This window comes from Pseudomonas sp., from assembly GCF_017744435.1.
In the GTDB taxonomy this organism is placed as follows: domain Bacteria; phylum Pseudomonadota; class Gammaproteobacteria; order Pseudomonadales; family Pseudomonadaceae; genus Aquipseudomonas.
In genome coordinates this window covers 39,191-60,287 of sequence record NZ_JAGIBG010000074.1, presented here as the reverse complement: position 1 = coordinate 60,287, position 21,097 = coordinate 39,191, and the positions used below count along the sequence as shown (strand labels likewise).

Below are 21,097 nucleotides of genomic sequence, written 5' to 3'. Positions count from 1 at the left end.
CCGTCAAGCGCTGGGCCCCAGGATGGGGCCTGCAGCGCGGTCCTCCCGGGAGCAAGGCCGGAGTGAGGGGACCCCGGAGCGCAGCGCAGGGGCCGGATGATGGGAGCGAGGGGTTTTTGGTTACTTTTTGCCCCGTCAAAAAGTGACCCGCCGTAAGGGCGGAAAGGTGACTGTGCGCCACCATCGCAAATGAATGCGCACCTGATCTGAAAGCCAAAAGCCAAAAGCCAAAAGCCAAAAGCCAAAAGCCAAAGCTCGACTGCGACGGTTTTGAATGTTCCGAGTACATTCATTTGCGATGGCGACGCACAGTCACCTTTCCGCCCTTACGGCGGGTCACTTTTTGTCAAACGCGACAAAAAGTAACCAAAAAACGCTGGCTCCTATCATCCGGCCCCTGCGCTGCGCTCCGGGGTTCCCTCGCTCCGGCCTTGCTCCCGGGAGGACCGCGCTGAACGGCCCATCCTGGGCCGCAGCGCTTGACGGGCATCCATGCCCGTCACCTCCCTTCGCAAGACCTGCGCTCGGCCTCCTGAAGTCGCATTCGGCGTTTGCTGAACTTCCGCGCGCTTAGAAGCAAAAGCAGAGCAAGAGCAAGAGCAAGAGCAAGAGCAAGAGCAAGAGCAAGAGCAAGAGCAAGAGCAAAAGCAGAGCAAGAGCAAAAGCAGAGCAGTCAGAAATGGCTCTCATGAATGGCTATTGGTCCTGGTGGCGCGATGAGCCACAATAGCGATCATTTGCGGAGCCCCCCATGACTGATTTCACCCCCGATGCCATCCTCGACGCCACCGGCCTGAACTGCCCGGAGCCGGTGATGATGCTGCACCAGCACGTGCGCAACCTGGCCGCTGGCGGCCTGCTCAAGGTCATCGCTACCGACCCGTCGACCCGCCGTGACATCCCCAAGTTCTGCAATTTCCTCGGCCACGAATTGCTGCAGCAGCAGGAAGAAGCCGGTACCTACCTGTACTGGATCCGCAAGAAAGCCGACTGAACCGCGCTGGAACACACTTCGCGTAGCGCCTACACTGCGCTCCCCAGACAGGAGAGCGCCATGCTGATAGTTGCCGACGAGAATATCCCGCTGCTCGATGCCTTCTTCGAAGGCTTCGGCGAGATCCGCCGTTATCCCGGCCGCAGCCTCGACGCCGCCAGCGTCAAGGACGCCGATGTGCTGCTGGTGCGCTCGGTGACCAAGGTCGACCGGCAATTGCTCGAAGGCAGCAAGGTGCGCTTTGTCGGCACTTGCACCATCGGTACCGACCATCTGGACCTGGACTACTTCGCCGAAGCCGGCATCCACTGGAGCAGCGCGCCGGGCTGCAATGCCCGTGGCGTGGTCGATTACGTGCTGGGCAGCCTGCTGACCCTGGCCGACCTGGATGGCGTGGCACTGGCGCAACGCACCTACGGTGTGGTCGGTGCCGGCGAAGTCGGTGGTCGCCTGGTGCGTGTGCTGCACGGCCTGGGCTGGAAGGTGCTGGTCTGCGACCCGCTGCGCCAGGCCGCCGAGGGCGGCGAATTCGTCAGCCTGGCGACGATCCTTGAACAGTGCGACGTGATCAGCCTGCACACCCCGCTGCAACGGGGCGGTGAGCATCCGACCTGGCACCTGCTCGGCGAAGCGCAGCTGGCGCAACTGCGCCCCGGTGCCTGGCTGATCAACGCCAGTCGTGGGCCGGTGGTGGATAACGCGGCGCTACGCGAGCTGCTGCTGGATCGCGAAGACGTGCACGCAGTGCTCGATGTCTGGGAAGGCGAGCCGCAGGTCGACCTGCAACTGGCAGACCTGTGCACCCTGGCCACGCCGCACATTGCCGGCTACAGCCTGGATGGCCGCCAGCGTGGCACGGCGCAGATCTATCAGGCCTTGTGCCGCTACCTGGGCGAAGCCGAAAACGTGCAGTTGGCCGATTTGCTGCCGCCGCCGCCGTTGGCGCACATCGAGCTGGACGGCAGTGCGGAACCTGCCTGGGCCCTGGCGACGCTATGCCGGGCGGTGTATGACCCACGGCGTGATGATGCCGATTTCCGTCGCAGCCTGAGTGACGATGTGGCCGAGCAGCGGGCGGCGTTCGACCAGTTGCGCAAGCAGTATCCGCCACGGCGGGAGATCGAAGGGTTGGCGGTGCGCGTAAGGGGCGAGGCGCCGCAGTTGGCGCAGATGGTCAATGCCTTGGGCGGCGTGTTGGCCTGATTGCCCGATAAACCTGCACCGGCCCCTTCGCGGGTGCAGGTGAAAACAAAAAACCCGGCATAAAGCCGGGTTTCAAAGGATTCGTGCTTCAGCCCTGACGTACTTTCTTCACGCGGCTGTCTTCCAGGTCCTTGCAGGCCTGCTGGATCATCTGCTCGGTGATCTCGATCTCACGGCCCTGGGCGTCGATGATCGAACCACAGGCCTTGGGTTGCGGTTTTTTCTGCGATTTCACGGTGTCGCTACCATGCTGCAAGCTCATTGAGTATCTCCTCATCAGGTTCTGGCTCAGGTTAAACCTGTGCCATGACTGGCCGGTTACAAAATTTGACGGGCACCAAGGCCTGCACAGTCCAACAGAAAGCGCGGCAAAGCTCCAGAGGCCTGTTAGAACGATGGGTTATAGGCACTCCCAGTGTGGATGAATGGTAGTCTTCAATCTTCCTGCTTTCCTGGTTCATGCCATGCCCGATTCGGCTTCTTCTCGCCAACGCCGTGCCCTGCGCCTGGCCTGGCAGTTCATGCGTCCGTACCGTCGTCAGGCACTGCTGGCCTTGCTGGCGCTGGTCGTCACCGCCGGCATCACCCTGTCCATGGGCCAGGGCATCCGCCTGTTGGTCGATCAGGGTTTCATGACCCGCTCAGCGCACCAGTTGAACCAGACCATCGGTCTGTTCCTGGTGCTGGTGCTGGCCCTGGCGGCAGGCACGTTCAGCCGCTTCTACCTGGTGTCGTGGATCGGTGAGCGCTGCGTTGCCGACATCCGCCGCGCGGTCTTCGACCACCTGGTGGGCTTGCACCCGGGCTTTTTCGAGGACAACCGCAGTTCCGAGATCCAGTCACGGCTGACTGCCGATACGACCTTGCTGCAGTCGGTGATCGGCTCGTCGCTGTCGATGTTCCTGCGCAATGCGCTGATGGTGATCGGAGGCGTGGTACTGCTGTTCATCACCAACCCCAAGCTCACCAGCATTGTGGTTGTGGCATTGCCGCTGGTGCTGGCGCCGATCCTGCTCTTCGGCCGGCGGGTGCGCAGCCTGTCGCGGCAGAGCCAGGACCGGGTGGCCGATGTCGGCAGCTATGTGGCCGAGACCCTGGGGCAGATCAAGACCGTGCAGGCCTACAACCACCAGGCACGCGACCGCGAGCTGTTCGCCGGTACGGTGGAGGCCGCGTTTGCCGTGGCCCGGCAACGTATCGCCCAGCGTGCCTGGCTGATCACCCTGGTGATCGTGCTGGTGCTGGGCGCGGTTGGCGTCATGTTGTGGGTGGGGGGCATGGATGTGATCGCCGGGCGCATTTCTGCAGGGGAGCTGGCAGCGTTCGTGTTCTACAGCCTGATCGTCGGCAGCGCCTTTGGCACCCTGAGTGAAGTGATCGGCGAGTTGCAGCGCGCTGCCGGGGCCGCCGAGCGCATCGCCGAACTGCTGGCGGCGAGCAGCACGATCCTGGCGCCAGAGGCCCCCATGACGCTGGCGCAGCCGCGTGCCAGTGGGCGCATCGAACTGCAGCAGTTGACCTTCGCCTATCCGTCGCGGCCAACGGTGGCCGCCATCGACCACCTAAGCCTGACCATCGAGCCAGGCCAGACTGTGGCGTTGGTGGGGCCGTCGGGGGCGGGCAAGTCGACCTTGTTCGACCTGCTCTTGCGCTTCTACGATCCGCAACAGGGGCGCATCCTGCTCGACGGCCAGCCGATCACGGCGCTGGAGCCAGACGAGCTGCGCCGTCAGTTCGCCCTGGTGGCGCAGAACCCGTCACTGTTCCGCGGCACGGTCGAGGCCAACATCCGCTACGGCAGGCCCGAGGCGACCCTGATCGACGTCGAGGCGGCAGCCCATGGTGCCCATGCCGACGAATTCATCCGGCAACTGCCGCAGGGTTACCAGACGCCACTGGGCGAGGGCGGCGTTGGCCTTTCCGGAGGCCAGAAGCAGCGCCTGGCAATCGCCCGGGCGCTGCTGGTGGATGCGCCGATCCTGCTGCTCGACGAAGCTACCAGCGCCCTCGATGCGCAGAGCGAGCACCTGATCCAGCAGGCCCTGCCGAGCCTGATGGCCGGGCGTACCACGCTGGTCATCGCGCACCGCCTGGCCACGGTGCAGCACGCCGACCGCATCGCGGTGGTCGACAAGGGGCGTGTGGTCGCGGTCGGCACGCACCGGCAGCTGATCGAGGAAAGCCCGCTTTACGCTCGCCTGGCCGAGCTGCAGTTCACCACGGGCTGAGTGTCGCGCAGTTGTAACAATTCTGTAGCAATTGCCTGAGAGTATTGATTTCAACTGTTGCGTAAGTGCTCGACCTGGCTGCTATCGATCGATGGCAGCTTTTTTTTGGCCTGCGAACGAGGACAAGGATGTCTGTCGCGGCGCTGCAACGGCGCGCCGTTTTCTTATTCCTTGTTCCCGAGATCCGCGATGTTGCGTAAATCACTCCGAGTGCAAATTCTCACCCTGCTTGGTGGCAGCCTGGCGGCGATGCTGCTGATCGCCCTGGTGTGCTTCCAGTTTCTGTCCTCCAGCGTGCGTGGCTACGGCGAACTGGTGGACGGGCCGCTGAGGGCTTCGCAATTGATCGATGAAGCCAACCTGCAGTTCAAGATCCAGGTGCAGGAATGGAAGAACGTGCTGCTGCGTGGCCGCCAGCCGGCCGAGCTGGACAAGTACTGGCAGCAGTTCCAGGCCCGTGAGCAGCAGGTTCAGCAACTGCTTGGAGAGCTGATCGACAGCAGCGATGCCAAGCTCAAGGCACCGCTGCAGCAACTGCGTGACAGCCACCGCCAGCTCGGCCAGGCCTATGAACACGGGCGTCAGGCATTTCTGGCGGCCGGTGGCGATCCGGTAGCCGGCGACCAGGCGGTGAAGGGCGTGGACCGGGCGGCCAGCGAGCAGATGAGCGCGCTGGTCGAGCAATTGCGCGCCGACGCCCGTGGGCGTGCCGCCGAGATCAATGCCGGTGCCGAACGCACCGTGTGGCTGGGTGTGCTGGTGATGCTGGGGTCGGCATTGCTGGTCGGCCTGCTCAGCCTGTGGCTGCTCAACCGCAGCCTGATCGAGCCGATCCGCCAACTGATCGAATACGTGGCGCAACTCAGCCAGGGCCACTTCGCTGCCCGCGTCGACAGCCGTCGCGAGGACGAACTGGGCCGCCTGGCGCGTGCCGCCAATACGCTGCGCGATTTCCTCGCCGAGACCGTTGGTCGCCTCAAGGACAACGCCCAGGAACTGGAAGGCGCCAGTGGCCAGTTGCGCAACATTGCCGGGGACATGGCCCGTGGCACCCACGACCAGTTCCAGCGCACCGATCAAGTGGCCACGGCCATGCACGAGATGTCTGCCACTGCCCAGGAGGTGGCCCGCCACGCCGCCGAGGCCGCACGTGCCGCCGACGATGCCGACCACAGTGCCCAGGCGGGCGAGCAGGTGATGCAGCAGACCATCGACATCATTGGCGTGGTCAACCGCGAGATCGCCGGCACTGCTGCGGTGATCCGCGACCTGGAAAATGACAGCTCCCGCATCGGCAAGGTGCTGGAAGTGATCCGTGGCATCGCCGAGCAGACCAACCTGCTGGCGCTCAATGCCGCCATCGAGGCGGCCCGTGCAGGGGAGGCCGGGCGTGGCTTTGCCGTGGTCGCCGATGAGGTGCGCAGCCTGGCCCAGCGCACGGCGGCATCGATTGCCGAGATTCACCAGATCATCGAAGCCGTGCAGTCTGGCGCGGTGGAGGCGGTCAAGGCCATCGAGAGCGGCCAGCAGCGCAGCGAGGAGGGCGCCGAGCAGGTGCAGCAGGCCGGGCAGATGCTGCAGCGCATCACCCTGGCGGTGGAGGCGATTCGCGACATGAACCGGCAGATCGCCACGGCGGCCGAAGAGCAGACCAGCGTGGCCGAAGACATTTCGCGCAACCTGATCGAAATCACCCGGATTGCCACCGCCAACCAGGAAGCGGTGCAGCATACCGAGCAGGCTGGGCAGCGCCTGCATGGGCTGTCGGGGCAGTTGGGTGAGGTCACCTCGCGGCTGACAGCCTGATCAATGGCCGGGGCCGCGCAGCGGCCCCCCTGGGGGAAACCCGCCATCGAGCAGGAAAAAACCGTTCTCACTGTGGCGGAATGTCGCCATGCGACCCGCTGTCACACTCGTATTCATTGGCCCGAACCCAGTTGGCACGCTCCCTGCTCTGTGCGGCGCGCGTGTACACAACAACTGGACAACATCAATGAAGAAATTCCTGCTGACGTTCCTCTGCCTGGGCGTCATCGGCTGCTCCAAACCCGAGGACTCCGAAAAGACCGTCGATGTGCTGCTGATTGGTGGCGGCATCATGAGCGCGAGCCTGGGTACCTACCTCACCGAGCTGGAACCGAACTGGAAGGTCGGCGTCTACGAGCGCATGGGCCAAGTCGCCGAAGAGAGCTCCAACGCCTGGAACAACGCCGGTACCGGCCATTCGGCGTTCTGCGAGCTGAACTACACCAGCGAAGGCAAAGACGGCAGCATCGACATCAGCAAGGCCGTCGGGGTCAACGAGCAGTTCGAGATCTCAAAGCAGTTCTGGGCCTACCAGGTCGAGCAGGGCGTACTCAGCAATCCCAAGTCGTTCATCAACAACGTGCCGCACATGAGCTTCGTCTGGGGTGACGAGAACATCGCCTTCCTGCACAAGCGCGTTGCCGCCTTGCAGCACAGCTCGCTGTTCCGTGGCATGGAGATCAGCGAAGACCACGAGCAGATCCGCAAGTGGGTGCCGTTGGTGATGGAAGGGCGTGACCCGCAACAGCGCGTGGCCGCCACGCGCATGGCCATGGGGACCGACGTGAACTTTGGCGAGATCACCCGCCAGCTGTTTGCCTCGATGACCCGCAACCCCAACGTCACGCTGAACCTGAGCCATGAAGTGCGCGATATCGTGCGTAACGCAGATGGCACCTGGAAGGTGGTGGTGGCTGACCTTGCCCACGGCGGCAAGGAGGCCAGCGTCAATGCCCGCTTCGTGTTCATCGGCGCCGGTGGCGGCGCGTTGAAGTTGCTGCAGAAATCAGGCATCCCTGAAGCGGAGGGTTATGCAGGCTTCCCGGTCGGTGGCCAGTTCCTGATGACCGACAACCCAGACATCGTCGCCCGGCACAAGGCCAAGCTGTATGGCAAGGCTTCGGTCGGGGCGCCACCGATGTCGGTCCCCCACCTGGACACGCGGGTGATCGATGGCCAGGAAGTGCTGCTGTTCGGCCCGTTCGCGACCTTCTCCACCAAGTACCTCAAGCACGGGTCGTTGCTGGACATGTTCGCCTCCCTGACCAGCCACAATGTCCTGCCGATGGTGAACGCAGGGATCGATAACTTCGACCTCAGCACCTACCTGATGGGCCAGCTGATGCTCAGCTTCGACGACCGCATGCATGCCTTGCGCGAGTACTTCCCCAATGCCAGGAACGAGGACTGGAAGCTGCTGCAGGCTGGCCAGCGTGTGCAGGTGATCAAGAAGGACCCGGTACTCGGCGGTATTCTGCAGTTCGGTACTGAAGTGGTGGCCGCGCAGGATGGCAGCATTGCCGCGCTGCTGGGGGCTTCGCCGGGCGCCTCGACGGCCGCGCCGATCATGCTGACGGTGCTTGAGAAGACCTTCAAGGACCGCGTCAAGACGCCGGAGTGGCAGGCGCGCCTGAAGGAAATCGTGCCGAGCTATGGGCAGAAGCTGAACAACGACATCGAGCTGACCAACCGCACCCGCGAGTGGAGCAGCTCGCGCCTGCAGTTGCTGCATGTGCCGGTGCAGGCGGAGCAGGTGACTGCGGTCAACTAGTTTCGCGAGACAACAAAAAGCCCGCGCAAGGCGGGCTTTTTGATGAGGATTCTGGTCGGAGAGACAGGATTCGAACCTGCGGCCTTCTCGTCCCGAACGAGACGCGCTACCTGGCTGCGCTACACTCCGATGAACAAAATCCTACTGCATAGATTTTTCGGGCACAAGCCCTTGTAGTTAAAAGGGCTTATGCCAGAAAAAGCACCCGGATCAGAGCTCCTTGACGGTGCGGATCTGGTCCTTGTTCAGGCGCGTGCGCTTGCCGTCAAGCTGTTCGAATTCGTAGAAACCGGAGTCCTCGTCATAGGAGGGGGTATCCACTGCCTGGATTTCGCGGCCGTCGTTCAGGGTGATCACGGTCGGCGATGCGCAGCCGGCGAGGGCGCCAAGGCCCAGGGCGAGCAGGAAGGCGGGAAGGGTCCGTTGAATCATCGTGTTTCTCCAGTGCGATGGTGCAAGATGACTTTATGACGCAGGGCGTCCACGCAAGTTCCTTTTACATTCCAGCATAGCGGCAAGCCTGGGTCATTGACCTGTGACTGCCTGCACGGCCGCCTGTGATATAACTGCGCCCATCCCCTTTCCCTGCGACGGACACCCATGAAAGCCAAGGCAGATACCCCCTTCGTGGCGCTGAACATTGCCGTGCTCACGGTCAGCGACACCCGCACATTTGAAACCGACACCTCCGGGCAGACGTTCGTCGACCGCCTCACCGCCGCTGGCCACACACTGGCTGCGCGTGTGCTGCTCAAGGACGACCTGTACAAGATCCGCGCCCAGGTCGCCACCTGGATCGCTGACGACAGCGTGCAGGTGGTGCTGATCACCGGGGGTACCGGCTTTACCGGCCGTGACAGCACGCCGGAAGCGGTCGCCTGCCTGCTCGACAAGCAGGTCGAGGGCTTCGGCGAACTGTTTCGGCAGATTTCCGTGGCCGATATCGGCACCTCCACCGTGCAATCCCGTGCTCTGGCCGGCCTGGCCAACGGCACCCTGGTGTGCTGCCTGCCGGGCTCGACCAATGCCGTGCGCACCGGCTGGGACGGCATCCTTGCCGAACAGCTGGATGCCCGCCATCGGCCGTGCAATTTCGTCGCCCACCTGAAGCAGGTAGCGGCCTGTGACAGCCGTGGCTGAGGCCCCCGTTGCCCGGCCGCTGATGCCGGTGGAAGAAGCCCTGGAGCGCCTGCTGGCACTGGCCGAGGCCGCGCCAGTCACGGAAACCGAAAGCGTCTCGCTGGCCGAAGCCGAAGGCCGCGTGTTGGCCATCGATCTGGTGGCCACGCTCGACCTGCCGCCGTGGCCGAACAGCGCCATGGACGGTTACGCCTTGCGCCTGGCCGACCTGCAGGGCGAGCCTCTGCCGGTCAGCCAGCGGATCTTCGCCGGGCACGCGCCCGAACCTTTGCAGCCCGGCACTTGCGCACGGATCTTCACCGGTGCACCGATGCCGGCAGGTGCCGACTGCGTCGAGATGCAGGAAAACACCGAGGTGCTGGAGGATGGCCGGGTGCGCTTCCGCGAAGCGCTGATGCCTGATCAGAACGTACGCCCGCAGGGCCAGGAAACCCGCAAGGGCGAGCAGGTGATGGTCGCGGGTACGCGGCTCGGGCCTATCGAACTGGGCCTGGCGGCGACCCTTGGCCATGCGCAGTTGCAGGTGGTGCGGCGGGTGCGGGTGGCGGTGCTGTCCACCGGCGATGAGCTGGTCGAGCCTGGCCTGCCCCTGGGCCCGGGGCAGATCTACAACAGCAACCGGCGTTTGCTGGTCAGCTGGCTGCAGCGGCTGGGTTGCGAAGTGCGCGACATGGGCATTCTCCCTGATGACCTGGAACGTACCCGCGAGTGCCTGGGTGGCCTGGGCGATGTCGACCTGATCCTGTCCACCGGCGGCGTTTCCGTGGGCGAGGCCGACTACCTCGGCGCCGCACTGCGGGAGGCTGGCGAACTGGCGTTGTGGAAGCTGGCGATCAAGCCTGGCAAGCCACTGACCTTCGGGCATTACCGCGGTGTGCCGGTGATCGGCCTGCCCGGCAACCCGGCATCGACCCTGGTGACCTTCGGCCTGTTGACGCGGCCGTACCTGCTGCGCCGCCAGGGCGTGGCCGATGTCACGCCGCTACGCTTCGATGTCCCGGCCGGGTTCGAATGGACCAAGGCCGGCACCCGCCGTGAGTACCTGCGCGCGCGCATCGACAATGGCCAGGTGCGCATCTACAAGAACCAGAGCTCCGGTGTGCTGCGCAGCGCGGCCTGGGCCGAGGGGCTGGTGGAGGTGCGTGAAGGCAGCACGCCGAAGCCGGGCGACAGCGTGCCGTTCATACCGCTGAGCGAACTACTCGGCTGAGCGACCGAGCCAGGCGCCACCGCCCTGGGTGGCGTCGGCCGGTGCCGACTGGGTAAGGCGCATGTGCACCGTTTCCAGTTGCTGGGCGGCCACGCTCCAGTCGTGGCGATTGCGGGCAAACTGGCGGCCGGCCTCGCTCAATTGGCACATGCGCCACGGCTGGTTGAGCAGTTGTGTAACCAGCAGCGCCAACTGGTCGCCGTCGTCACTGCCCAGGTAATGCTCGCCGTTGTTGGCGGCCAGGCCTGATACGCCTTTGCCGGTACTGATCACCGGCAGCCCGGCGGCCATGGCTTCGAGGATCTTCACCTTGGAGCCACCGGCATAGCGCAAGGGTGCAAAGAACAGCGCGGAACGGCGTTGCAGTTCGCGCAGATCAGGGCGATAGCCGACCCACTCGATGCGCGGATCGTTCCAGCGCAATTTCCAGCTGATCGGCAGGGCATGCCCGGCGATGGCCAGGCGTACCGCCGGATTGCTCATCCACACCTGGGGCAGGATTTCTTCCAGGGCCCATTCGATGGCCTCGACATTGGCGGCGTACTCGAAGTTGCCCACGAACAGCAGGCGCTGGCTGTGCAGGGCTGGATGGACGTTCTGGTAGTAATCGCAATCGACGCCGTTGACCACCACATTGACCGGGCGGCCGCTGACCTGGCTGATCAGCTCGGCATCATGCGGGCTCACCGCCACCACTTCGGTGGGCTGGCGCAGCACGCGCTGCTCCCAGCGTCGATAGCGCCAACGGTCGAAGGCGTTGAGCGGGCGTAGCCACAGCGGCAGGCGGTCATGGCAAGCGGCACCGGTCACTGATTCCAGGTTGTGTTCGCTGAGCATGTAGGGCAGTTCGCGTGCCTGCAGTGCTTTTTCGAACGGCTGGAAGCTGTAGCTGTGCTCGATCTGGATGACGTCCCAGGCTTCGTCCAGCAACTGCTCGAACTGGTGCCGCAAGCCAGGGGCCAGGCCGTTGATGATGGCCCGCATCGGGTAATCGATGATGGGCGAGGCGAGCAGGTTGAGCGGGCTGTGCAATGGGCGCCGGGGCAGTACGATCAAGCGTTCGAGCAAGGGTTCGAGGGCTTCGCGGGCGGCATCGCACAAGGGGATCTTCGACTGGACCAGCAAGGTGATCCGGTGGCCCTGCTGCGCGAGGGCGCGCAGCAGGTGGTATTGCCGGGTCTTGCTGCCACTGGTGGTGGGCCAGGGCAGGTAGGGCAGAGTCCAGAGAATGCGCATGAACCGGAAACCTCGCTGAAGGCTGCGGACAAAAAACGCGTCCGCCAGCCCTCAACCGATGGCTGCTGCCGGGACGCGTCCGTAAATATCAGTAAAGCGCACGATGTCGTCTTCGCCCAGGTACTCGCCGCTCTGGACTTCGATCATCACCAGGTCGATGACGCCAGGGTTGGTCAGGCGGTGAGTGCGGCCGGGTTTGATGAAGGTCGACTCGTTGGTGTCGAGCAGAAACTCTTCTTCGCCGTTGGTCACGCAGGCCATGCCGCTGACGATGATCCAGTGCTCGCTGCGGTGATGGTGCATCTGCAGCGACAGCGATTCGCCAGGGCGCACCATGATCCGCTTGATCTTGAAGCGCGGGCCTTCCTCGAGCACGGTGTACATGCCCCAGGGGCGGATGACGGTGCGGTGCAGGCGGTAGGCTTCATGGCCCTGATGCTTGAGCTGCTGGGCGATCACCTTGACCTCCTGGCTGCGCGCGGCGTCGGCGATCAGCAAGGCATCGGGGGTGTCGATGACGATCAGGTTGTCCAGGCCGACGGCGCCGACCAGGCGCTTTGGCGAGTCGATGTAGCAGTTGGTCACGTCGTGCAGCACGGCTTCACCGTTGCAGTGGTTGCCGTCGTCGTCGGTGTGACGCAGTTCGCGCACCGCTTCCCAGCTGCCAATATCGCTCCAGCCCAGTTCGCAAGGCACCACGGCCACCTTGTCGGAACGCTCCATCAAGGCGTAGTCGATGGAGATGTCCTCGGCCAGGGCGAAGCTGTCCGGGTCCAGTTCCACCTGCAGTGCCTTGTCGCCCTCCTTGGTCGCGCTCTGCTCCAGGCAGCAGGTCACGCAGGCCAGCAGTTCCGGGGCATGCGCCTGCAGTTCGGCGAGTACGCTGCCTGCACGCAGGCAGAACATGCCGGCATTCCACAGGTGTCGGCCGCCTTCGAGGTAGTCGCGGGCGGTCAGGGCATCGGGCTTCTCCACGAAGCAGCTGACCTGATGCGCATGCTTGCCGATTGCCTCGCCTTGCTCGATGTAGCCGAAGCCGGTTTCGGCGCGGCTGGGCAGCAGGCCGAAGGTGGCCAGCCAGCCATCGTTGGCCAGTTGCCGGGCGTGCTCGACGGCGGTGGCGAAGGCTTCGGCGTCCTGGATCAGGTGGTCGGCCGGCATCACCAGCAGCACGCTGTCGTTACCGTAATGCCTGGCACAGTGCAGCGCGGCTGCAGCGATCGCGGGCGCGGTGTTGCGGCCGTTGGTTTCCAGCAGGTAGTCGAGGGCGAGGTTGCCCGGGTTGACCTGGCGGTACTCGTCCTGGGTGCGGAAGAACACTTCGCGGTTGGTCACCGTCAGTATCCGTTCGACGCCCGGTAGCGCCGCAGCGCGGATGAAGGTTTTCTGCAGCAGGCTCTGGCCATCGGGCAAGCGCATGAAGGGTTTGGGCATGGCTTCGCGAGAAACCGGCCACAGGCGGGTACCGGCACCGCCGGCGATGATGCAGGGGATCAGAACGCTCATTTCACAGCCTCGACTCATGGCGCTGGCTACAGCGCAGTGAAGGGGAACTTCGCGACCTGTCACGGTTTTGGCGGAAAAGTCAAAAAACCGACTTTTAACTAAAGCTTCGTCCATGAAGGCCAAATATTTGTCGATCATGCGCCTGATGAGAAAAGCTTTCAATGATATTTATGTGAATCTGACCGTTTTTTTGCTCGACCTTGCGCTCGGTCAATGCGCGATCTAGAGCAGATTTGCCTGCGCCGTGCAGCATTTTGGCCCTGTTTGTGGTCGAGATCTGGACCGAACGATCGCCACGGAGACACGCGATGCCAGAGCGCAAGGCAATCTTGATCCTGCATGGCAAGCAGGCCATGAACGAGGCAGTGCGCCAGGCGGTGGGCGCCCTGCGCGAGCGTGGCTGGACGCTGGATGTGCGGGTGACCTGGGAAGGCGGCGATGCCCGGCGGCTGGTTGGCGAAGCGTTGGCGGCCGGGTACAGCCAGGTGATCGCAGGCGGCGGTGACGGCACCTTGCGAGACGTCGCCGAGGCCATGGGCCAGGCGCGCAGCGAAGCCAGCCTGGCACTGCTGCCGCTGGGAACCGCCAATGACTTCGCCAGGGCCGCCGGTATTTCACTGGAACCTGCCGAGGCCCTGGCATTGCTGGAGCTACCGCCACGGCCGATCGACCTGGGCCAGGTGGGCGGCCAATTGTTCCTGAACATGGCCACAGGCGGTTTCGGCAGCCAGGTTACCGCCAGCACCTCTGAAGACCTGAAGAAAATGCTCGGCGCCGCGGCCTACCTGTTCACCGGGCTGTCGCGCTTCAGCGAGCTGCAGGCCGCCTCGGTCGAGCTGTCAGGGCCGGGGTTCGACTGGCAGGGCGACTTGCTGGCGCTGGGGATCGGCAATGGTCGCCAGGCCGGCGGTGGGCAAGTGTTGTGCCCGGATGCACAGGTCGATGATGGCCTGCTCGACATCGCCATCCTGCCGGCACCCCAGGAAATGGTCGGCGCACTGCGTGATTTGCTGGCGGGTGAGGGGTTGTTCGTGCGGGCACGTTTGCCCTGGGTCGAGATCACCTGTTCGCAGGGGTTGGACATCAACCTCGATGGCGAGCCCCTGCAGGCCGACAGCCTGCGATTTGCGGCGGTGCCGGCGGCGTTGCGCCTGCACTTGCCGCCGAATTCACCGCTGATCAGTCATCCAGGCTGATGATCTTCTCGCGCACGGCGAACAGCACCAGGCCGGCCACATCGTAGATCTGCAGGCGCTTCATGATCTGTGAGCGGTGGGTTTCCACGGTCTTGATCGACAGGCCCAGGCCAGCGGCGATTTCGCGGGTGGACTTGCCGCGCACGATCAGGCGCAGGATCTCCAGTTGCCGTGCGGTGAGGTTGTGGCGGTCGACGCCAGGCTGCTTGCCATGCTGGGCACGCATCAGTGCCTGGTTGATCACCGTATGGGCGATGGCCGGGCTGAGGTAGCGCTCGCCATTGCGCAGGGCGACCAGGGCCTGCTCCAGCTCGGTCGCCGTGGCATCTTTGAGCAGGTAGCCGTGGGCGCCGCTCTCCAGCGCTCGCATGATCAGGTCCGGGTCGGTGTGCATGGACAGGATCAGCACCTTGCAGGTGCTGCCCGTGGCGCGCAGCTGGGTGAGGGCATCGAGGCCGCTGGTCGAGCGCATGGAAATGTCCAGCAGGACGATGTCGGGTGCCAGTTGCCGTACCTGCTCGAGCAACTGGTCGCCGTCATCGGCTTCGCCGACCACGGTATAACCGGGGATGTCGGATACCAGGGCGCGGACCCCGGCACGGATCAGCGAGTGGTCATCCACCAGCAGCAATCTACAGGTCATGATGAAGCGGTAGTCCTGGCGCGTTCATGGGTACGGGGTGGCCATGGGAACAGTACGTCGATCGTCGTGCCCAGGCCGAGCTGGCTGGTGATCGCCAGGCTGCCATTGAGGGCAGTGGCGCGCTCCTGCATGCCGGCCATGCCGCGCTGGCCGGCTTCGGCCGGATTGGCGGCAGGGAGGAAGCCCTGGCCATCGTCCTGGATCGACAGGGCAAGCCCTGCTGCGCTGCGCTGCAGGCGGATGGTCAGGTTGCGAGCCCGGGCATGGCGCAGCGTGTTGGTAACCGCCTCCTGGGTGATGCGAAACGCCGCCATGGCGACCTCTTCGGATATACCGCCCAGGCGCTGATGGCATTCCAGGCTCCAGTGCACGTCGGTGCTTTCCAGGGTGCGCACCAGGTGCGCCCGCAGGCTGGCCTCGAGACCCAGGCTGGCCAGTTGCCGCGGGTTGAGGATGGCGGAAACGTCGCGCACCTTGCTCAGGGTGTCTTCGAGGGTGCTGCGCAAGCTGCCACAGTGCGCCTGCAAGTCGTTCGGTACGCGGCGTTGCAACCATTCCAGCTGCATCTTGGCAGCGGTGAGCAGCTGGCCGATGTCGTCGTGCAGTTCGCGGCTCAGGTGCTGGCGCTCGCTTTCCTGGACCTTGAGCATGCGCCCGGCCAGCTCGGCCGGGCGCAGGCTGATCGACTTGGCACCGTGGCTCAGGTGCCAGCAGACGCCAAGCGTGGCCACCAGTTGCAGCAACAACAGACTGGCAGGCATGCCGTGCCCGCCGGTAAACAGGGCCAGGTTGGCAAGCAGGGACACCACGCACAGCATGGCCGTCGCCCAGCGCAGCAAGGTGGCGCGTGAACGGCAGCGCAGAGATATCTTCAAGCGTGGGAACATAAAATTGAGAAGCCACTGAAGTCTTGCTGATGGGGTTCGTGCACAGCTCTTGCTAGAGGCTTTGGCGTTGTGCTTGCAACAAATGGCGAGCGCGGTTCGATGCGATACATAGGTGGCCGACCGGCATTTGTTTGCGCGCATCTTAACACTTCGGTTCAATTTGGTCGCGGCTGGGTAATGCTCTGAAACCTCAGCATTTCCGGGCTCGGGAGAGGGGCTCGGCAGGGTCGGCAGGTATCAAAGTGCCACTACTGAGGCGAGTGATGATCGCCGCAAGTTCAACTTGCAAAAGACCGCTCAAGTGCAAGGGGCTGAACTAGTGGAGAACGCCACAAGTTCGGCCTCTTTTGCGCTTTCAACCCTGTGCTTAGTTGCGTTTGCCAAGCCGGCTAGTGGCGCAGCGCGGTCCGGCTGGCTGGAGATCTGGCAGGTACCGTTGAATGCGGATGCACGCAGTGGTTGCCGTTATCGTTGCAAGACGCACACGTTTGCGGCAATGGCTGATTCAGGGCGGCTGCCAGTTCGCTCAGTAGCGTCACCTGCTCGCAGGTATCGAGGGCGAGCCGGCCGGTGTGCAGGTCGACCAGTTCCAGTTGCCAGGCCAGCAAGGTCAGGCAGGCATTCAGCGTGGGCAGGGCTGCGTTGTCCAGGCACTGCTGCTGGCAGGCCGGGGCGAGCAGCTGGTGCAGGACGCTTGCATAATGGGCGACTTCGAGCAGGCCCAGGGTGCCGGCGCGTCGGGCCAGGGTCTGGAGGGCGTTGTTGAGGCATTGGCAGGCGTCCGGATCATTGCGGATCAGTTCCAGGTGCTGCAGGCATTCCTGGGACTGGGTCAGCAAGACCTGGGCATCCAGCAGGAAGTCCTGCAGGGTGTCGATGTTGGAGACGCTGCTGTCCATCAAGTCACTCCGGCGCGTTGGGCTGGAGCAGGGGATGGCCACGCCATGTCGATCGCTAGCAAAAGCCTGACTCCATTCATGCAGTGAGAATGGCGTCACATTAATGGCTAAAGGATATCGCGAACAGCAGGTTGCACCTGATTGCTCCTAGGGGTTTCCCTGATAGGGCCTAGGGTGCGGCAGGTTGCACTGAAATGGATCCAAGCGGGGCATGTCGCAGTAAATCATGATGCCAATGTGATATCAATTGCCTTGCGGGGCATTTTTTCGCGAGGGTCAAGATGCTCGGGAATGCGCCGATATAGAACGGATCATTTCCTATTTTTCGTTACAACCCTGGGGGTTTTCCAATGGCTGGCATTCTCGACACGGTAGACCAACGCACGCAGCTGGTGGGTGAGAACCGTCTGGAAATCCTGATGTTCCGCCTGGCCGGTCGCCAGTTGTTCGCGATCAACGTATTCAAGGTGCAGGAAGTGCTGCAGCTGCCCAAGCTGACCCTGATGCCGCAGCGCCACGCGTTCGTCTGTGGTGTGGTCAACCTGCGTGGGCAGACCTTGCCGGTGATTGACCTGTCCCAGGCGATCGGCATGCGCCCCCTGCAGCCAGGGCCGGACAGCACCATCATCGTCACCGAGTACAACCGCTCGGTGCAGGCGTTCCTGGTGGGTGGCGTCGATCGCATCGTCAACATGAACTGGGAAGCCATCATGCCGCCGCCTTCCAGTGCCGGGCGCCAGCATTACCTGACCGCTATTACCAAAGTGGACGACAAGCTGGTCGAGGTGATCGATGTGGAGAAGGTGCTGGCCGAGATCGTGCCCTATAACGCCCGGGTCTCCGGCGACAAGCTGGCCGACCCGGTGCTGGCGCGCGCGCGTGGCCGTGAAGTGCTGCTGGTGGATGACTCCAGCGTGGCGCTGGCGCAACTGCGCGATACCCTGTCGCAACTCGGGGTGAAGCTGCATGTGGCCAGTGATGGCCTGAAGGCCCTGCGCCTGCTCAAGGGCTGGGCTGATGCCGGGGAGGACGTCTGCGAGAAACTGTTGATGGTCTTCACCGATGCGGAAATGCCGGAGATGGATGGCTACCGACTGACTACCGAGATTCGCAGCGATGCACGCCTGCGCAAGCTCTACGTGGTGCTGCACACTTCGTTGTCGGGCAGCTTCAACGAATCGATGGTGAAAAAGGTCGGTTGTGACAATTTCCTCTCCAAGTTCCAGCCTGATCGCCTGGTCGATGTGGTCAAGCAGCGCCTGCTGCTGGATACCCGTAACGCGTGATCCCGCTGCCGGCCAGGTATAAGCTTGGCTTTTGACAAGGCATGAGGCAGGCAGGGATGTTTCTCAGTGAGTTGTATCGATACCCGGTGAAGTCGGGGCAGGCGCAATGCCTGCAGGGTTCGCCGGTGGGCCTTCTGGGGTTGCAGGGCGATCGACGCTGGATGGTGGTCGAGGAAGAGAACGGACGCTTCCTCACCCAGCGAGCCTGGCCACAGCTGGGCCAGCTCAAGGCCAGCGCGGGGGAGGCTGGCGAGTTGCTGCTGGAGCTGCCTGGGCAAGCGCCACTGCGTGTGGCGGTGCCCGCTGCGGACGATGCGCTGCGTGGTGTGACCATCTGGCGCGATACCTTGCGCGTGCCCGATGCGGGCGACGAGGTGGCTGCCTGGCTGTCGCAATGGCTCGGCAAGGCGGTGCGCCTGGTGCATTGCCCGGAGCAGCGGGCACGCTACCTGCCCAACGGCTATGGCCTGAACAGCGACCGTGCAGCTTTCCCTGATGGCTTTCCGTTATTGCTGATCGGGCAAGGTTCACTGGATGAGTTGAACCGGCGGATTGGCCGGCCCATGGAGATGCTGCGCTTTCGGCCGAACCTGGTGGTGCAGGGGGCTGAGCCGTTTGCCGAGGACGGTTGGAAGCGGATTCGCATTGGTGCGCTGGAGTTTCGAGTGCTCAAGCCGAGTGTGCGGTGCATCTTCACCACGCTCGACCCGGCGACCGGGGAGCGCAGTGTCGACCGTGAGCCGTTGACGACTTTGAAGACCTTCCGCGAGAGGGAGGGGGATATCCTGTTCGGGCAGAACCTGGCCGTGGATGGCGCAGGTTGGCTTGAGGTGGGGATGGAAGTCGAAGTGCTCGAATAACCCGAACCGGCCTCTTCGCGGGTGAACCCGCTCCCACAGGACTTCCACAGTTTTCAGAATCTGTGCAGTCCATGTGGGAGCGGGTTCACCCGCGAAGGGGCTGGTACAGGCTCAGCAACGATCACATGTCATCGAAATACCGCTCATGCCAGTCCACCAGCGGCTGCGGCACATTGAGCTTCTGCCCGTAGATCACCGAGTACGACAGCACGTTCTGCACATACTGGCGCGTTTCGTCGAACGGGATCGACTCCACCCACACGTCGAAGCTCAGGTGCTTGGCGCCCTTGAGCCACTGCCGCACGCGCCCCGGCCCGGCGTTGTAGGCGGCCGACGCCAACACCCGGTTGCCGTTGAACTGGCCGTGCACCTGGCTCAGGTAGGCCGCACCGACCTGAATGTTTTTCTCCGGGTTGAACATCTGCTGCGGCGAAGCCAGCGGGATGCTGAATTTACGTGCGGTCTCCTTGGCGGTGGCCGGCATCACCTGCATCAGGCCGCTGGCACCGACGCTGGAGCGGGCATCCTCCATGAAGGCGCTTTCCTGGCGAGTAATGGCGAACACCCAGCTCGAGTGCAGCCCGCGCACCTTGGCTTCACGTACCAGGGTGTCGCGGTAGGCCATCGGGAAGCGGATATCCAGGTCGTCCCAGTACTGCGCCTGGCTAATGGTGCGGATGGCCGGGAAGTACCAGTGCATGTCGTAGGCCAGGCGTGCCTGGGCGACCATTTCGTCGCGGGTGAAGTGGCGGCTGACGTGGTACCACTCGCGGCGGCCTTCGACGACCTGGCCGCGGGCGTGGAACTCCAGGGCGCGCTGAATGCCAGGGGTGTTGCGCACCTTGTTGACCAGTTGCGGGCTCAGCAGCAGTGGCTTGTTGTTCAACTGGTAAGGGGTTTTTGCCCGGTCAGCCGCGAGAAAACCGTAGAAGTCACGCTCGCGCGCCACGTTCTTGTACAGCAACGGAATCTGCGGGTTGTTCGGCTGGGCCAGCTCCAGGGTGCGTGCTTGCCAGTACTTCCAGCGGTTGCTGCTGGCCAGGTCCTGCGGCAGGCGTTTGGTCAGCTCGTAGGCGTCTTCCCAGCGGCCCAGGCGCAGCAGCAGGCGCAGGCGCCATTCACTGACCGTGTTGTCGCGCAGTTCGGGGTCGTAGCGGGTCATCAGGTCCAGCGCGCGCGGGTCGTAACGGCGCGCCAGGGTCAAGCCGATCTCGCGGGCGATGGCGACCTTCTCGTCACGCGAGAAATGCATGCGCTGGGCGTAGTCGTCGAGCATCTCCATGGCCCGGTCGGGGTCTTGCCGGGCCAGGCGGCGCAGGCCGAGGCTGACCACGTCGGACATGGCCTCGTTGGCCGGGGTGAAGCGCGACGGCTGGTTGAGCAGCTCGGGTTTCTGTGCCACGTCGATCAGCAGCCGGCCCTGCGGCCCGAGCGTGGTCAGGCCCTGCACCAGGCTGTTGGCCAGCGAGTAGTTGCGCGCCTGGGCCGCGAGCTTGGCGCGGTTCCAGCGCTTGGCCTCGGTCAGCTGGCCTTCTGCGGCCCACATGCCGAACAGGGTGTCGCAGGCAGCCGGTTGCGTCTTGCCGACGTTCCACAGTTTTTCGGCGCTGGCGAAGCCTTCGGTGCGCTGGCCGTGGCTCAACTGGTACTGGCCATTGAGGCAGTCCAGTTCGGTGAAATTGAGCTTGGGGTCGTAATACTTGACGAAGGTGTTCCACTCGCCGCGTTCGGCCAGCCAGCGCAGCCAGCGTAATTTCATCCAGTTGGCCTGGGGCAGGTCGCCGTGCTTGGCCAGAAAACCTTCGATTTCCTCGTTGCTGGCGGTCTTCAGGCGCGCGGTCAGTTCGTCGTATGCCAGGTACGGCGTGAGCGGGTAATCGCGCAGTTGCTGGGCGTAGCGCAGGTAAGGGCCTTTGTCGCCCTTGGCCAGCGCACGCTTGGCCTCGTCGTAGTACTGGCGTTGCGTGGAAAGGTCGGTGGCCTGCGCCGCACTGGCAGTGGCGGCGGTGAGCAGCAGGCAGGAAGCAATCTGTAACAGGCGGCTGCGCATGATACGTCCGGGCAGTTGAACCATGGGGAAGTGACGGCGAAGCCAGCACTGTTGAAATCTGATTGCCTTAGCTTAGCCGTTTGCCGGCGGCGGGTGATAGCGCTGTGCTTGTAACCGGGCGTTAACGCCGACCGGGTGTCGCCAAGCCCCTGTGCGGTAGTCAACTTAATGCCGGAAAGGGC

General features: G+C 63.8%; 18 protein-coding genes and 1 tRNA gene. 10 read left to right on the top strand and 9 right to left on the bottom strand.

Going from position 1 to position 21,097, the window contains the following annotated elements; translation table 11 throughout:
- Nucleotides 1-751: 751 nt before the first annotated feature.
- Nucleotides 752-994: a sulfurtransferase TusA gene (gene tusA, locus J7573_RS26310; RefSeq protein ID WP_027919534.1), complete on the top strand. Its 243-nt coding sequence runs from the start codon at nucleotides 752-754 to the stop codon at nucleotides 992-994.
- Between the two features lie 60 nt (nucleotides 995-1,054).
- A complete protein-coding gene (gene pdxB / locus J7573_RS26305) occupies nucleotides 1,055-2,197 on the top strand; it encodes a 4-phosphoerythronate dehydrogenase PdxB (protein ID WP_294341699.1) in 1,143 nt (380 codons plus the stop codon).
- A gap of 88 nt (nucleotides 2,198-2,285) precedes the next feature.
- Here the strand turns inward: pdxB and J7573_RS26300 are convergent, their stop codons facing one another.
- Nucleotides 2,286-2,459: a PA1571 family protein gene (locus J7573_RS26300; protein WP_294341695.1), complete on the bottom strand. Its 174-nt coding sequence runs from the start codon at nucleotides 2,457-2,459 to the stop codon at nucleotides 2,286-2,288.
- Nucleotides 2,460-2,661: 202 nt separating this feature from the next.
- Here J7573_RS26300 and J7573_RS26295 point away from each other — a divergent pair, with 202 nt between their 5' ends.
- The 3 genes from J7573_RS26295 (at nucleotide 2,662) to mqo (ending at nucleotide 8,002) form a co-directional block, all read left to right on the top strand.
- Nucleotides 2,662-4,425: an ABC transporter transmembrane domain-containing protein gene (locus J7573_RS26295; RefSeq protein ID WP_294341692.1), complete on the top strand. Its 1,764-nt coding sequence runs from the start codon at nucleotides 2,662-2,664 to the stop codon at nucleotides 4,423-4,425.
- Between the two features lie 189 nt (nucleotides 4,426-4,614).
- Entirely contained in the window at nucleotides 4,615-6,231 is a 1,617-nt protein-coding gene (locus tag J7573_RS26290) for a methyl-accepting chemotaxis protein (RefSeq protein ID WP_294341688.1), read from the top strand.
- 187 nt (nucleotides 6,232-6,418) lie between these two features.
- Complete coding sequence (gene mqo, locus J7573_RS26285; protein WP_294341685.1) at nucleotides 6,419-8,002, top strand: malate dehydrogenase (quinone); 1,584 nt, start codon at nucleotides 6,419-6,421, stop codon at nucleotides 8,000-8,002.
- A 52-nt stretch (nucleotides 8,003-8,054) separates the two neighbouring features.
- On the opposite strand, the gene J7573_RS26280 is transcribed toward mqo, so the two are convergent.
- Together J7573_RS26280 and J7573_RS26275 are read right to left on the bottom strand one after the other, a co-directional pair.
- Nucleotides 8,055-8,131 (bottom strand) — tRNA-Pro (locus J7573_RS26280).
- Between the two features lie 81 nt (nucleotides 8,132-8,212).
- On the bottom strand, nucleotides 8,213-8,434 hold the full coding sequence (locus J7573_RS26275) for a YgdI/YgdR family lipoprotein (RefSeq protein WP_110631211.1): 222 nt from the start codon (nucleotides 8,432-8,434) through the stop codon (nucleotides 8,213-8,215).
- Nucleotides 8,435-8,602: 168 nt separating this feature from the next.
- Between J7573_RS26275 and moaB the strand changes: the two genes are divergently transcribed.
- Together moaB and glp are read left to right on the top strand one after the other, a co-directional pair.
- On the top strand, nucleotides 8,603-9,142 hold the full coding sequence (gene moaB, locus J7573_RS26270; RefSeq protein ID WP_294341679.1) for a molybdenum cofactor biosynthesis protein B: 540 nt from the start codon (nucleotides 8,603-8,605) through the stop codon (nucleotides 9,140-9,142).
- Nucleotides 9,126-10,352: a gephyrin-like molybdotransferase Glp gene (gene glp / locus J7573_RS26265; protein WP_294341678.1), complete on the top strand. Its 1,227-nt coding sequence runs from the start codon at nucleotides 9,126-9,128 to the stop codon at nucleotides 10,350-10,352. The genes moaB and glp overlap by 17 nt, the downstream gene beginning before the upstream one ends.
- Here the strand turns inward: glp and J7573_RS26260 are convergent.
- Both J7573_RS26260 and J7573_RS26255 read right to left on the bottom strand, forming a co-directional pair.
- On the bottom strand, nucleotides 10,341-11,588 hold the full coding sequence (locus J7573_RS26260; protein ID WP_294341677.1) for a glycosyltransferase family 4 protein: 1,248 nt from the start codon (nucleotides 11,586-11,588) through the stop codon (nucleotides 10,341-10,343). The genes glp and J7573_RS26260 overlap by 12 nt on opposite strands.
- A gap of 51 nt (nucleotides 11,589-11,639) precedes the next feature.
- A complete protein-coding gene (locus J7573_RS26255; protein WP_294341674.1) occupies nucleotides 11,640-13,094 on the bottom strand; it encodes a mannose-1-phosphate guanylyltransferase/mannose-6-phosphate isomerase in 1,455 nt (484 codons plus the stop codon).
- 308 nt (nucleotides 13,095-13,402) lie between these two features.
- On the opposite strand from J7573_RS26255, the gene yegS reads away from it, so the two are divergent.
- Nucleotides 13,403-14,290 carry a lipid kinase YegS gene (gene yegS / locus J7573_RS26250; protein ID WP_294341671.1) on the top strand — a complete coding sequence of 296 codons (888 nt, stop codon included), beginning with the start codon at nucleotides 13,403-13,405 and terminating at the stop codon, nucleotides 14,288-14,290.
- On the opposite strand, the gene J7573_RS26245 is transcribed toward yegS, so the two are convergent.
- From J7573_RS26245 to J7573_RS26235, 3 genes are all read right to left on the bottom strand, one after another.
- A complete protein-coding gene (locus J7573_RS26245) occupies nucleotides 14,274-14,933 on the bottom strand; it encodes a response regulator transcription factor (protein WP_294341670.1) in 660 nt (219 codons plus the stop codon). The genes yegS and J7573_RS26245 overlap by 17 nt on opposite strands.
- On the bottom strand, nucleotides 14,930-15,820 hold the full coding sequence (locus J7573_RS26240; protein WP_294341668.1) for a sensor histidine kinase: 891 nt from the start codon (nucleotides 15,818-15,820) through the stop codon (nucleotides 14,930-14,932). Before J7573_RS26240 ends, J7573_RS26245 begins: the two co-directional genes overlap by 4 nt.
- A 389-nt stretch (nucleotides 15,821-16,209) precedes the next feature.
- Nucleotides 16,210-16,719, bottom strand: coding sequence for a histidine kinase (locus J7573_RS26235; RefSeq protein ID WP_294341666.1), 510 nt, complete (start codon nucleotides 16,717-16,719; stop codon nucleotides 16,210-16,212).
- Nucleotides 16,720-17,069: 350 nt separating this feature from the next.
- On the opposite strand from J7573_RS26235, the gene J7573_RS26230 reads away from it, so the two are divergent.
- Together J7573_RS26230 and J7573_RS26225 are read left to right on the top strand one after the other, a co-directional pair.
- Complete coding sequence (locus J7573_RS26230) at nucleotides 17,070-18,005, top strand: chemotaxis protein CheV (RefSeq protein ID WP_110631238.1); 936 nt, start codon at nucleotides 17,070-17,072, stop codon at nucleotides 18,003-18,005.
- Between the two features lie 56 nt (nucleotides 18,006-18,061).
- Nucleotides 18,062-18,865: an MOSC domain-containing protein gene (locus tag J7573_RS26225; RefSeq protein WP_294341659.1), complete on the top strand. Its 804-nt coding sequence runs from the start codon at nucleotides 18,062-18,064 to the stop codon at nucleotides 18,863-18,865.
- A gap of 121 nt (nucleotides 18,866-18,986) precedes the next feature.
- Here the strand turns inward: J7573_RS26225 and J7573_RS26220 are convergent, their stop codons facing one another.
- Complete coding sequence (locus tag J7573_RS26220) at nucleotides 18,987-20,915, bottom strand: transglycosylase SLT domain-containing protein (RefSeq protein ID WP_294341656.1); 1,929 nt, start codon at nucleotides 20,913-20,915, stop codon at nucleotides 18,987-18,989.
- Between the last annotated feature and the right edge of the window lie 182 nt (nucleotides 20,916-21,097).